This window comes from Paraburkholderia phenazinium (assembly GCF_900142845.1).
In the GTDB taxonomy this organism is placed as follows: Bacteria; Pseudomonadota; Gammaproteobacteria; order Burkholderiales; family Burkholderiaceae; genus Paraburkholderia; species Paraburkholderia phenazinium_A.
Window position 1 is genome coordinate 3,113,253 of sequence record NZ_FSRU01000002.1, and the last position, 13,521, is coordinate 3,126,773.

Below are 13,521 nucleotides of genomic sequence, written 5' to 3' on the forward strand. Positions count from 1 at the left end.
TTCGGCGGCGCGATGCTGGGCACAGGTCTCCAACGAGGGGTTCAATACATCCGTTGTACTGAACGCTCGCTTTCCTAGTCATCCCCGTTGGTAAATAGCTGCTCGCAACCATCCGGTCGCACGACTTTCTTCCTCGTCTGCAGATCCCAGATGCCCGGGTACGAGTCATCCGTACAGTCCATTGATCCGTTGGCGCTCACGTATCGTCCATCAGGAGAGATTCGCCCGGGCATTGAATCGTCGTAGTCAAAGCCCTCTTCCTGAATCTTTTCGAAGCGCTTCCCCGGCATATACATACCCTGGAAATCCGCAAGCGGAGTCGTCTTGCCGAGTCGCGCCACGGTCGCCGCGAAGGTGAGAGGACCGGCGCTGACTGCGTCGAGGGACAGGTAAATATTCTTCTTGAGATTCACGTCGACGACAAAGCCCACGCGGGCTGGAATCCGCGAGGCGGAGACCTTCCCACCGCGGCATGCGAGGACGTCGGCGACGCTCACGTAATCAACGTCCGAAAGCAGAATGACCTGCTTGTTCCAGTTCAGGTGCGGCGAGATGTTCTTGATTTGCCGGTCAAGTGCGCATTGCGTGGCGCCGTTGTTCGCGTCGACGAGCGCGACGGAATGACTCGACTCCACGTACTTGACTGAGGCCAGTTGGTCCGCGTGAGCGCCAATCGACGATGCGCATGCGAGGAGGGAGAACAGGGAAGCTGCTAATGGTAGGAAGAGGGTTTGCATGTCGTCGCTCATTTCTCTGAGCCGTGTGGTCCATAAGACTTTCCATCGAAGGTGTAACGCTTCGAGGCGTTGCCGGACGCAGTGCCCGCCAGAATGATCACGTCCGCCAAACCGTTGTGAGACTTCGCGGAAGGTGACAGGGCGTAGCCGCCGGTCGAGAGGATCACCGTCGCGCCCAGGCCTATCCTGTCTTCGACGAGCCATATCGGTCCCAAGGCGGCGCCCCAACCGCAGGCATCGGCGGTCGTGACGAACCATGTTGTCGTTGATTGATCGGTGGAGAGCGAAACCGCTTTCCCCTTGATCTTGCACGCCAGGCTTTTGAAGGCCCCGAATGACTTGTCGACCGTCACCTTGGCGGCGACTTCCTGAGGAACGGGCCCGAGATCCCCGCTCTCGATCGAGGTGGCCGATTCAGCACAGTAAACCGAACGGGTCAGCAACATCGTTGCCAGAAATACCAGTGCAAGTCGCATGAGATGAGTTCGCGTGATGGTTTGTCGGGGCTGGGTCATGCTACGTTAATTCATCTCCTTCGCGTGTGCCCGTATTTGCCCTTCCAGCCAGAACGGCGGAATGTCCTTGATAAGAGGATCGCCCCACTTCAACGGCGCCCAGCTCTTTCCGCCGTCCTCGGAATGGACGATCAAGGGGCCGTCGTCGAGCGCGAGCGTGCTGTCGACCGCGGCAAGCCAGATATGCTGATCGTCGGCCACATAGGCACTCACGAGTTCAGAGATCTGTTCGGGTAGTTTCACGACCGACCAACGCGCGCCGTCGTTCGAACGCAGCAGCGTGGTCTCGGTCGATCCCACGATCCACCAGTGCCCTTGCGGGGACCATCCAAGCTCGACGAGGTTGTCGGGATTTCCCAAGTCGGTCGATGCCACGATTCGGCAGGACTCCGGTTCAATCTTCACCGTCCGATAGCGGGTGTCCGATGGCTCATTGCTCACGAAGGTAAGCAGACCGATCAGCGGTCCGCTTGAATCGACAAAGCGGATACTCGTGCTCTTCAACAACTCGAGCGCGCGAGCATCTTTCGCCTGGAACCCCAGGCTTTTCAGCGTGAGCGTGCACGTCTCTTTGCCTTCAGCGATGCGAAACGCCCTTCCCGAAACGTCGGGCTCGATCCGGTAGTGAGGGCCCAGGATCACCCGCTCGAGCTTGTGGTCGTCTGCGATGAGGCGTCCAGTGTCAGCGGAGAGAATCTTGTCGCCGATATAGAACCTGCCGTGACTGTCCGTCGCGATCTGCGGCCAAAAGGCACCGCCGCGATCGTCGACACGAATCGACTTGCCGTCTTTCAGATCGAACTGGATGTATGAGCCGGACTGCTGCTCGATCTTGAGGCGCCCGATATCCAACTGTTCGACCGGATTGGCGAGCGCCGAGGACTGAGCCAGCGGCGACACGAGAGCCGCCATGAGACAGGCGACGATCATAGGCTTGCGGAATTGCATCATGCGGATCTTTGCCGATGCTCAACTGCCAGCATGGCGGGCAAGAATCGATCTCATCGTGTGAACCACTTAAAGATCGCAGCAAGAATGACCGCGACGACGAACAGCAAAGCCATCATCCTGTAACGCGCCTTCGGACTGAGCGGCGCAGCTTTACCGCTCGCGCCGGCTGCATCACGAACAGCCGTCGGTACACTCACAATGGTTGCGATCAGAAAGACCAGCAGCACGTCTGAGAACTGCCACTCCACCGTCCCAGCGGACATGTTCAGGTTGCCACGGAAAACCATGTTCACGATGCAGACGATCGCGCCAGCAGCGGAGAATTTGGCCAGGGAGAGCAGCCATTTGCTGCTGGGGATGTCTTTCTTTGTCGCTTCTATTCCTTGGGGCATGCAGCGGGGTCTCCGTTAGAAGTTGATTGTGTCAAACAAGGGTGCCGTTTTCGGCTTCGACGTGCCACTGCACGATCACGGCTGCCCGATGATCAGTCGCAGTGATCCATCAAACAAGGGCTGCGTGCGAAGCGACCCATACTGCGCATCCCACGCCCCATCCTTGAGGTCGCGGCTCAGTCGATCGACAAAGCGCTCCTCGACGCCCGCCTCGACGAAACTCCACGCGGAGTTGGCGCGTCGTGCGCCGGGTTCGAGCAGTCTCTCCGGTCTGCCGTAATAGGCTTCGCTGAATCCATCCGTACAGTTCAGCGAAATCTCCACCGGCTGAACGATCGTCTGCCCTCCCAAGCCCTCAACGATTGCAGAGATGGGTGGATATCGCCGTGCCTCGACCGCAATCATCTCGGGCGCGTACGTCGCCAGCCACGAGCAATCCAGTCGAGCGGGATCGCAGGTTAGAATCAGAACGGCGCCACGTGTGACACGCCGCATTTCGGCGAGCCCGGCCTTAAGGTCCGGCCATTGATGAACCGTGAACGTGGCCATGCTTGCATCGAAGCTGGCGTCGGCGAAGGGCAGGCTTTGCGCTACCCCGTCGATTGCAACGGGCAGGTGTGCCGGCCGTTGCGCGCGCATGGAAGCCGACGGTTCGACCGCCACGACATTGCGGTCCACAGGCTCATACGATCCGGCGCCGGCACCGACGTTGAGAACCGAACGGGCATCGCCGAGTGCGTTCCGGATGAACCCCTCAATGTGGGGATCAGGTTGCCGGTATGAGGTGTAACCAATCCCTATCGTGCCGTAGTTGGCATCACCTGCGCTGCCGTCGTTAAATCTGTTATTCACGTGACTAGTCCTTTTCTTTCGTTAGACGAAGGGATCCGTCAGAAATTGTCGATGCCGGAGCATCGCTTGACGCCGGGGGTGATGGTCAGATGCGTCGCCATCGTCGACGACTGTCCGCAAAAGTCGCTCAACGATACCTTCGAGAAATCGAACACAAATTGCTTGCCTTTCTTCGACACGGTGACTGTATCGTCGTTTGGCAACGCGAACACCTGAGCCCCGTTGGATGACTGGGTCACCTTCGCCCCGTTTGAAGCCACCAGGCAGTTGTTCACGCTACCGGCTACCGGTGTCGAGCTGGAGTAGTCGAACGTGCTGATCGTCCCGTTTTGAATCGTCACTTCCATGAAGTGGTCCACGGTGTTCCTGGTGGCGTGACAGGAAAATGTCTCGGCCTGGGCGACGCTGACGTTGCACGTGAGCAGTCCAGCGGAGATAGACAAGGCAATAAGAGGCTTGAGCATTATGTTCAGGTTTGCGTGAGTTGTTTGGATCCCAGTTGCCGTGGCAACTGCCGTGGTGTTCGCAATGGTCTTGTCGCCGGTGCCGGTGCCGGTGCCGGGAAAATTTCACCCTTTTCCAGCATTCCAATCATAGAAATCCCATCCCACGCCTGGTTTGGTGATGCATCCACCTACGTGAGCATTTTCTATATCCACTCCGGCATATCTCGGCCGTCCGGCAGTGTCCACCGTAATGGTCACCTGACCATTTGCACCATTGTCCTTGAAGACGTTTATATCCACCCCCTCGCCGTCCGGCAGGAACGTCGAGTCATCCCCCGCCGCGTCCTTCTCGGAGTAGAACTTTGCCACCCCTGAGATCGCCGACTTACACGTTTTCGACGCAAGGCTAATTTGGTAAGAAAAGATCCTCTTGCCCGCTGTGTCTTTGCCTACATCCTTCAACGTGATCGTCGCTGGATAGGGCAAGTCATGCGACGTCAGCGTTACACCGCGATCGTCCGCCCAGGAAGGCAGCATGAATGTCGAAATGATGAATATAAAGCTCGTTTGTTTCAGGAATTTCACGCGTACCCCCGATCGCCCGAAATCTTTAAGAACGTACCATCACCAAGTCGATGCGTCAGACGGGCACTCATTCCGAACCACGCTGAAACTCCGGTCTGGCCTTTGCTCAGCTTTGTGCACCAGATGCCGTCTTCGGGACAGGGGTCACCTGTGGCGGCGATGGTGCCTATCGGCAGGCGTGTAGCACCGGTCGCGGGTTGTTCTGCCGCAGACGTCTTGCTGGACAAACCCGCCAGCGGCAGGCCGGTCACCGGGTCGAGATTCTTCGCTTTCGCAAGCTGATTGATCAGTTCGTCGGAGGGTTGCTGCGGCGGCGCCATCGCATCCTGTTCCTTCTGCCACTGGAACGTGCCATCCCACGGGGGCAACTTCGCGGGCGGCAACGGTACGATTTTTTCGATGTCCGGAACCTTGGGATTGAGACCGTCGTTGGCGCGAATAAATAACTGAATCGCACGGTAACGTCGCGAACGTTCAGGATCGTTTGGTAAAGCAAGATATGAGAGGCGGTCAGAACTTGGTGGGGCTTTGAACCCATCCTCCAGAGCCAGAGCGGAGAGGGTATCGCCGGCCTCCACCCCCTTTTGATACACGCTGACGGCCTCGGGATAAAAACCGTTATTTTTCAGGTTAATCCCCAACGAGTTCGCCGCGTCGCCATACCCCTGGTCTGCCGCGCATTGGCGCATCTGCCTCGCAATTTCAGGAGCCCTGTCGTGAGGGGCGAGTTGCTCGGCCACGTAAGCCTGTGCTTGCGGGCTACCCAGGTCGGCCGCCTTGCGGAAATAACCCAATGCAGCGTCGATGTCTGGCTTCAAGCCGTAGCCCGTTTCAAGGTAGTGACCGATATCGTAGTAGCCGCCCGGTACGCCTTCCTGAATCAACCGCATAGCAAGATCAACCGACTCAGTAGGGGCGTCGGGCGAGTCGGCAAGACCTTGCGCAATCAACGACTGCTGGTTCTGGTTCGCCTTATAGTGCCCGTACGCGGCTGCAATCCGGTAGTAGCGCGCGATGTCGTTGAAGTCTTTCGGAGCGTCCTTTTTCTCCAGATAGCGGGCATAGAGGAAAAGGCGGTTCGCCTGTGGATCGAGCGCCGGCAGGTGATCTTCCTCGTGCACGCAGGTAAACGCGAGATCGGTGCGTACGGCGCTCATGTCAGGCAACTGGGCCGTTGGTGTTTCCTTTTTCGTACAGGCGCAGAACAGAAGGGCCAGCGCAATGGCCAGAATATGTCTGCTCATGGGTCAATCGAAAATGGTGACTTTCGGGGAAGTTCGCATGAATCCGACGAGTGAGGCAGCGGGCGGCTGCTTGCTTTTGCGGAGATTTGCATTGTTCTGGATCACGTCGATCCAGGCGCTAAAGGCTTTCTGCAGGTCCTTATCGGCGCCCTGCTTCAGTAGCGCGAAACCGGCGGCCGCAAGGTAGTCGCGAATCGCTACGATACGGTCATCACTGGTTGCCATGCAGACTGTGCGTCGTCATCAAGTACATCGAGAATGGAACGTCACGCGTCAACCGACATTGCCTGCTGGGAGGCCACAAGTTTCGGCGGTGGATCACAGTTGCAGATGCAGAGGTCATCGCTGAGCGCCACGCGTCGGCCGTCCGGACCCGTCATCGGCACGCGAGGCCCGTTGCACTGAATCTTGCCCGTCGAGTTGCACGCGGGACACGACACGTCATCGTTTTCGTGCGCGATGCTGCGGGCATTTAGCCCGAGCGTGGTCGAGCGGGCGAGCACCGTGCCATTCGCCGTGGTCTTGTCGCCGGTCTGGATGATGTAGCGGGTCATGGAGGTGAGTGGTTCCGTTCTGTCCGCTAGATCAGGCTTGGTCGATGTATCCGACCAGCTCCCATTGCACCTTCGCCATCTGCTGGCGCAGGCCCATTACCTGATCCAGCAAAGCTACTTTGCGCGGTTCACGCACGACGAGCGACGGCAGCACGTCGCCCTTCAGGAAGCGGCGCTGCGCGTCGCCAGTCTGACCTTTGCTCAGCTTTGCACACCAGACGCCGTCTTCAGGACAAGGTTCGCCTGTCGTAGCGAGCGTCCCGATCGGCAGACGCGCCGCGACGGTCGCGGGTTGGTCCACCGCCGATGTCTTGCTGGTCGTACCACCCAGCGGCAAGCCAGTCGCCGGGTCGAGGTTCTTCGCCTTCGCGAGCTCATCGATGAGTTCTTCCGAGGGTTTCTGCGGCGGCACCGCTGCGTCCTGCTGCTTCTGCCACTGGAACGTGCCGTCCCAGGGCGGCAGCTTCGCCGGAGGCAACGGCACGATCTTGTCGATGTCAGGGACCTTGGGGCTGCGACCGTCGTTGCGATCTATGAAGACACCGATTAGCTTATAACGCCGCGAACGCTCCGGGTCATTGGGCAGTGCGAGGTAATACAATCGATTGCTCTCTGGAGGACCCTTAAATCCGTTTTCAAGGAGGTAGGCAGATTTTGTATCCCCTGCCTCGACAGCCTTCTGGAGGAATTTGACCGCGTCTGGAAATAATCTGTCGGTGGTCAAGTCCAGCGCGAGATTGTAGGCCGCGTCGGCATAGCCCTGAGCCGCCGCGCATTCCCACATTTGTCGAGCGATGACTGGTGCCTTGTCGGGCGGCATCAATTGCTCGGCGACGTAAGCTTGTGCTTCGGGACTTCCAAGATCAGCGGCCTTGCGGAAATAACGCAGCGACGTTTCCGCATCCTGCTTCAGGCCGTAACCTATTTCGAGGTAGTGACCAATGTCGAAGTATCCGCCGGGCACGCCCTGCTCGACCAGTTGCGTGGCAAGGTCTACCGCTTCTTTCGACCCGTCAGGAGAAAGCGCCAAGCCCTGTGAGATCAATAACTGAGCGTTATGGTTGGCCTTGTAGTGACCATGTGCCGCTGCGATCCGATAGTAGCGGAGCATCTCGTCAAAATTTTTGGGTCCGTCCTTTTTCTGCAGATACCGCGCGTACTGGAAGAGGCTGTCTGCCTTCGGGTCGAGTGGCGGCAGGTGATCGGATTCATGCGTACAGGTGAACGCGAGTTTGGCGCGCACAGCGCTCATGTCAGGTAACTGGGCCACTGGAGCTTCCCTTTTTGTACAGGCGCAGACAAGAAGAACGAGCGAAATGATCAGGAAATGTCTGTTCATCGGTCAGTCGCTGAAAGAGCGATCTTTCGACGTTCGCACGAAAGCGATCAGCGAAGCGACAGGCGGCTGCTTCCCCCGACCGTGTCTATTTCTGTCCGTGATTGCACCCCACGCCTTGAACGCCTCTGCCGGGTCTGCCTGATCTGGAGAATGTCCACCTGCGTCAGTGGTATGCAGTCCCCACAACTTGATTCGCAACGCCCTTGCGACATCGCCATTGTCGCTGCAGAAGTTCAGTTCACTGTCCACCTTCATACTCCGGGTGTTGATGTTTGCAGAGCCTTGGGTCACGAAAGCGTCGTCGATGGTCATGACCTTCGCGTGTACATACACATCGGTCCATTGACCCGCTGGCGAATCCGGTGCAACCAGCGTGCAGATCTGAATTTTCAGGCCCGGCACTTCGGTCGGAGGAGTGTCCGGACTGATCTGCTTATTGAGCTCCTTCTTTTTCTTTACGGCGTCGAGCGCTGCTTGCGTGTCCTGCTGGTCCCACTGGTTCTGCTGGACAGCTTGCGGGAGTCCCCCCGCCGAACCACTCGATAGATCCACGGACATATGCTGGAATTGCTGCCCTACTGCCTGCTGCTTTACAAGCTGGGCTTCCAGTGCCTTTTGCTGCGCATCCAGGTCTTCTCCCCGTTGCAGGTTAGCTACGCCGGGCATCGAATTACCGGAGCCCAATGAATCAAGCATCATGTATGTGCTGGCGCTGCCGTTGCCTATCGCCGCCTCACTGGCGTTCGTGATGACGAACAAATAAATTGGGCCGTGTTGGCCTGTATCCCGTCCACCTCCAGTGTGTTTGTTCGCGACGTCCTTGATCTTGTCCGCAAGCTCCAGCCAGCGGAAATACTGGTTCTGGAAAAAGATGTACTGCGTCGCATTGTTCACCGCCTGCAGATACATCTTTCCAATGTCTTCCTTGCCCTTCTGCGACTGCGTGCGCAGCACCTGCGCCATGACCTTTACGTTGTCCTTGTCATCGTGCAGCTTTAGGCTACACCCGTCGACGTGCGCCCTGGCTTTGGTCAGACTCTGGCCTGTGGCATCGTCCCACGCCTCACAAAAGTTTGAGTTCAGATACTGCAGGACGGGTCCGGTGACACGGCCGGAGATGTCCTGCCACGGCGACGGACCATTGCGTCCGTCTTCGGGTTTGTTGACCTTGTAGCTGTGCTGGTCCGTATCCCAATACTGGTCGAGCATGTTATGGCCCATCACGAAGCCGACGGCCAGATCGGGGACTTCGTAGTCAATTAGCACCATCTTCTGATGATGCGTGGGTTCGCTCGCAAACCCGGTTTTATTTCCACTTATCAATCGAGGGTCCCACTTCTGCGCTTCTTCATAGCGCTCGACCCGGCCAACGATTTCAGAGCGTTCCGGGTAGCTAAAAGTCCGGGTAGCAAACTCAAGATTCTTGAAGGCGTCCTCCTTATGGAAATGCCTGTTGTAGGCACCACTCAGGCTATCCCATCCACCTATCACCGTGGTGCCCTTAATCTTGTCGGCCGTCGTGACCTTCGTGACATTTCTCATTTCCGCACCGCGATACCAGGCGTTATCGAAATCCAGCTCCTCCTTTGTCTGATAGTCCGCCGAGTACAGTGTTGTTTTCTTGGACACCCAGTTGGAAACACGGTCTGGAATAGTCCTCTTGACATCTGTCACGCCGTCGTAGCCCGGCATGTTGTTTTCGCTCAACGCGGCTACATAAAGAGGATCGTGCCAGCACAACAGCCGCACCTTGACCTTGCCTCCATTATCCAGATCCCTGAGCAACTCTCCGATCCGCTTCGCACGCTCTGTGCCGCGCTTGAAGTACATCGATGGCTGGAAACCCCAGCAGATAATGTCGACGGTCTTCGTCGCCTTGCTGATGGCTTCGTACACGGCGCCGAATGCATCGTGGCCGTTCACGAGGAACCGGTATGTTCCGTAAGTAGGACTGTATTCGGTTTTATCCACAAACCACTTCATGGCAACCCTGCCGGTGCACGTCTGGTTCAAGGCGATCGGTGTAGTGCTCGTCGTAGTCGATGCGGCCATGACTTATGCGTCCGAAGGAGGATTGAGAAGATCACTGTAGTACTGCCGGTGCACGGCGCGATCGGGAGCAGGCGTATCACCATCGGGCAGAGCTTCATGAAACTGGAATCCCTGATTCGCGAGCGCCCCGTTCGCCGGGTCCTTGTACTCGCCAGGCACCGGAATCTCATGCTTGTCGCCGTTGGCTAGCTCCAGCGTGTACTTCTGCGTCGTTACCTGATGATCGATCGGCAACTGGCCCGTCTTGTCGAACACACCCTGCTTCACCAGCGCACCGTCCGCAAACAGCTTGTACGGCATGCCGGCAGGAACGACGCTGGTGGCCGACGGTGACGCCATGGTGTTCAACGTCAACCGGCGCGTCGGCATGTCCTTGAACGCGGGGTTCGTGACATCCATCCGCGTCGGCCCGCTGAACGCGTGATCGGCGCCTTTGAAGTCGAGCTTCCCGGGTGCGTGGATCTCGATGTTGCCATCCTTGATGCGGATATACGCGCCTCCAGACGTCAGCAGGATTTCCTGCTGCGCGGCCGCCTGAACCTTCTCCGTCACCGAGGTCAGCAGCAGCGACTTCTGCGCGGTCAGCTCGACGTTATCCGCATGCGCCTGCACCTCCACCTTCCCCTTCGCTGCAAACAGCTTCATCCCCGCGTTCTGCACGAACAGGCTCAACCGGTTCGTGATGCTTGCGACCAGCGATTTGCCCGTCGCAATGTGCGTGCTCTGGCCGCTGACCAGGTTGATGTGCTGGTCCGTCGCAATGTGCGCCGACTTCTGCGTCGACAGTGCGATGCCCGCCGGCGCAGCAAACAGCATCACTGGTTGCGAGAACGCATTGGCATTGCCCGTGCCGCCGCCGGCCGTGACTCCGCCTCCACCCGCTGTGCCCGAAGTACTGTGTTGCGTCGCATCGGTGAAGCTCTTCAGCGCATCGTGCCCGTCCTTCAAGCTCTCGGCCTGCGAGGCTTCGCTCGCCTGCGACGATGCCTCCAGCACGCCCTCCGAACCGACGAGCTGGTTGCTGGCCTCACGCGCATCGAGCGGCTGGCTGGTGACCGGATGCGTCGTCACGTACAGCCCCTGGCCAGCGCGAAGTGCACCATATGCGTCCGAACTCAGGTCGAAGCCGCTGCCGAGAAAGTTGCCACGGCTGTTGCCGCTCTGGTTGATCAGGTATCCCAGGTGCAGCTGCGCATTCGCACTGCTCGAGTAAAGATGCACACGGTTCTGGCCCGTTGAGTCATCCATGACCATCTGGTTAAAGCCATCGCCCGAGAACTCCTTCGACCGGAAGCCCGAGAGCAGGCCGTTCGAATGCCATTGTGGCGTCGCTGCGCCGTTATAGACGCGATGAAGGGCGATTGGCCTGTCGATGTCATTTCCGACGTAGCCGATCAGCAACTCTTCGCCTGCGCGCGGCATGTGCACCGAGCCGTAACCATCACCGGTATCCGACTGCGCCACGCGCACCCAGCATGACGCGCGCTCATCGCCCTGGTTGATGCGGTCCCACACGAACATGACCTTGATCCGGTTTAGCTCGTCGGTGTACGCCTCGGCCCCCTGCGGTCCGACCACGATCGCCGTTTCCAGTTTCGCGTCCGGCTTGTGATGTTCGAACGGGCTACGGTACGGCACCGTCGTACGCTGAGCCTCGATCTCGACCCGATAGAAACCCGTCGAACCGTCGGCATTGGCCACCTTGAACGTACCGCCTGCGTCGTCGGCTTGAGCCTGTTTCAGTTCGAGGGACAGGCTGTGCGAAAAACTGGCTTCATGCCCGGACAGCGACAGGTTGTTCCCGATGGTCCAGACCACCTCGATGGCCGCGAACTCACGCTGGCCTGCCGGGTCGTTATCATGTTCCGGATGTCCTTCAACGGTGAAGCGCAACCCCGCATCGATCGCGCGAAGCCCGCCCTCACCGTGAAAGCGCTTGGCCTCCGACTCCCATTCCTCCATGCGGATTCGTGAAAGATCATCGCCGCGTGTCTGCTCCGCATAGGTGTAGCCGCCCGTGTATTCGTACACCTCCATCTGGGACGGCAATGAACCCTGGTTTGCCATGGTCGGAACGCTCGTCGCCTTCGGATTAAATGACGTCGACGGGTTTTTATAATCGAAGGTGCGCGTCGTCAGTAATGCCGATTGCAACGTGCGCGTACCCGACCACTGCACCAGCGCATCCGTTTCGCTGCCAGTTCCCGCGCGGTAGAACTTCACCTGTTCCGGCGAGAGCGCCGGCAGGGTCTCGAGACGGTCGGTGATCACCAGTGTGTGCGACTTGCCATCATCGGCCTGCTGCCAGAAACCGTACAGGCCCTCCGACTCTAGCAACCGGTGAACGAAGTTCCAGTCGGTCTCGTCCTGACGGCAGTACGAGCGCGACGGCAGCGGCTTCGAGAGCGCGAAGCGGAACATCCCCTGCGCCTGCGGATGCTGGTTGAAAACGTCCGAGATGATCTGGTCGGCCGGCTTGTCCTGCCAGTACTTCTGGTCGCGGCGGAAATGCAGGAAGTGCATCCATGAGGCGCACGTGAGCTGGTATGAAGTCAAACCACCATCGGCGCCAAGCCGGCGCGCGGTGTGCACGTAAGCATGGTGCGGGTGATAGGAGTGGTCCGTTTGCTGGACCCAGAGCGTGACCGGCTGGGCGATCAGCGTCTTCAGCTGGACATCGCCGGACGTGGACACCACGTCGATCGTCCACGTGAAATCGCGCCCGATCCGCGAGCGGCCAATGGCCCGCTGCGGGAGCAGGACATTATTTCCTGCCGGGGTGTCCAGTTTAAGCAGGCGGTCCTGCTGTGAAAGACCTCCGCCTGTCACCCCGATTATGTTCTGGGTATCCATGCCGCCTCTGACTTTATTTTCAGTCCGTGTCGCGTAATTCTACCCGCCAGTCATCGTTTCGTAATAGTGAAAATCCAAATGGAATGTTAAATCTGGATTGCCACAGGAAATCATTTATTCAAATCGGCTCAATAAACAGGCCTGCAAATAATGGATATGCGTTTTACATCGATTCCGGTTGCGAGGCGCCTGACTTCCAGAACCAGAAGACAAAGCCCAGCCCCGTAGCGTTTGCGTGAATACCTCTTAACGCCGCGGTATGGATTTTCTGCTGGGTACGCTCACGGCACGGCTGGCGGTGATGGCAATTCGCCCTGTGCATCCGGGAGCGCAAAAACGAATACGTCGAACGCCTTTTTGTCGCCATCACTCCCTGACGAGCCTCAAATACAGGCCTTCGTCCGGGTCCGAGAAGCCGTACAGCGGGGCTGTATCAAACAGAATGCTTACCGGACTGCCATCGGATGCCCGAGATGAGGTCCAGTAAGCTCGGTCCGGGATGCCCGGAAACGCGGTGTACGCCACTCCCGTGCCGACGGGCTGAGTGTGACAGCCTTCCTGTACGATCTCCGCCTCGTGAAAGCAGATGAGCAACCCTCCCAGCTCATCACGACTCGGCACGCGCCAGTTCGTGTCTCCAGCGTAGCCCTTTCCGCTATTGAAATCCGCCACGCGCTTCATTGCGTCAGACAGCGTGAGCCTCTCCGGTGCACCCTGGCAGTCCGCACCGTCCCATTTTTGGCCAACGCTACAACGCATCCACGTCAACCCCGTTCGAGCATCCTTGACTGTCGCGCCGCTACTCTGAATCAGATAGCGTCCATCGACCAGATTGTTCGTTAATTGGGCAAAGCTGCGGAACGTCAGCGTCAAAGCGCTTGCGAGCAGCAACATGCGGAGCCACACGACTCGTCGATTTATAGCTGCTGGTCCAGCGGAGGGATTAGCGATCGGCATGGTTGGGCGGTAAGCGTTAGGCGCGGCTAACCTGCCACATTGAA

14 protein-coding genes are annotated in these 13,521 nt (G+C 58.4%); all 14 read right to left on the reverse strand.

What is annotated here, in order from left to right; translation table 11 throughout:
* Positions 1-74: 74 nt before the first annotated feature.
* Positions 75-749, reverse strand: a complete 675-nt coding sequence (locus tag BUS12_RS31000) for a hypothetical protein (RefSeq protein WP_074301151.1) — start codon at positions 747-749, stop codon at positions 75-77.
* Entirely contained in the window at positions 746-1,213 is a 468-nt protein-coding gene (locus BUS12_RS31005; RefSeq protein ID WP_143788501.1) for a hypothetical protein, read from the reverse strand. The genes BUS12_RS31000 and BUS12_RS31005 overlap by 4 nt, the downstream gene beginning before the upstream one ends.
* Positions 1,214-1,258: 45 nt before the next feature.
* Positions 1,259-2,203, reverse strand: coding sequence for a WD40/YVTN/BNR-like repeat-containing protein (locus tag BUS12_RS31010; RefSeq protein ID WP_074301153.1), 945 nt, complete (start codon positions 2,201-2,203; stop codon positions 1,259-1,261).
* Between the two features lie 50 nt (positions 2,204-2,253).
* Positions 2,254-2,595: a hypothetical protein gene (locus tag BUS12_RS31015; RefSeq protein ID WP_074301154.1), complete on the reverse strand. Its 342-nt coding sequence runs from the start codon at positions 2,593-2,595 to the stop codon at positions 2,254-2,256.
* 75 nt (positions 2,596-2,670) lie between these two features.
* Complete coding sequence (locus BUS12_RS31020; RefSeq protein WP_074301155.1) at positions 2,671-3,447, reverse strand: class I SAM-dependent methyltransferase; 777 nt, start codon at positions 3,445-3,447, stop codon at positions 2,671-2,673.
* A 38-nt stretch (positions 3,448-3,485) separates the two neighbouring features.
* On the reverse strand, positions 3,486-3,911 hold the full coding sequence (locus BUS12_RS31025; RefSeq protein WP_143788502.1) for a hypothetical protein: 426 nt from the start codon (positions 3,909-3,911) through the stop codon (positions 3,486-3,488).
* 105 nt (positions 3,912-4,016) lie between these two features.
* Entirely contained in the window at positions 4,017-4,478 is a 462-nt protein-coding gene (locus BUS12_RS31030; RefSeq protein WP_143788503.1) for a hypothetical protein, read from the reverse strand.
* Positions 4,475-5,722 carry an SEL1-like repeat protein gene (locus BUS12_RS31035; protein WP_253190235.1) on the reverse strand — a complete coding sequence of 416 codons (1,248 nt, stop codon included), beginning with the start codon at positions 5,720-5,722 and terminating at the stop codon, positions 4,475-4,477. The genes BUS12_RS31030 and BUS12_RS31035 overlap by 4 nt, the downstream gene beginning before the upstream one ends.
* A gap of 3 nt (positions 5,723-5,725) precedes the next feature.
* The gene (locus BUS12_RS31040; protein ID WP_074301158.1) at positions 5,726-5,947 is read right to left on the reverse strand and encodes a hypothetical protein; all 222 of its coding nucleotides are present in this window, start codon (positions 5,945-5,947) and stop codon (positions 5,726-5,728) included.
* A gap of 41 nt (positions 5,948-5,988) precedes the next feature.
* Entirely contained in the window at positions 5,989-6,276 is a 288-nt protein-coding gene (locus tag BUS12_RS31045) for a PAAR domain-containing protein (protein ID WP_074301159.1), read from the reverse strand.
* A 31-nt stretch (positions 6,277-6,307) separates the two neighbouring features.
* A complete protein-coding gene (locus BUS12_RS31050) occupies positions 6,308-7,615 on the reverse strand; it encodes an SEL1-like repeat protein (protein ID WP_253190236.1) in 1,308 nt (435 codons plus the stop codon).
* Positions 7,616-7,618: 3 nt separating this feature from the next.
* Entirely contained in the window at positions 7,619-9,667 is a 2,049-nt protein-coding gene (locus tag BUS12_RS31055) for a phospholipase D-like domain-containing protein (protein ID WP_074301161.1), read from the reverse strand.
* 3 nt (positions 9,668-9,670) lie between these two features.
* Complete coding sequence (locus tag BUS12_RS31060) at positions 9,671-12,520, reverse strand: type VI secretion system Vgr family protein (RefSeq protein ID WP_074301162.1); 2,850 nt, start codon at positions 12,518-12,520, stop codon at positions 9,671-9,673.
* A 366-nt stretch (positions 12,521-12,886) separates the two neighbouring features.
* The gene (locus tag BUS12_RS31065) at positions 12,887-13,414 is read right to left on the reverse strand and encodes an Lcl C-terminal domain-containing protein (protein WP_074301163.1); all 528 of its coding nucleotides are present in this window, start codon (positions 13,412-13,414) and stop codon (positions 12,887-12,889) included.
* Between the last annotated feature and the right edge of the window lie 107 nt (positions 13,415-13,521).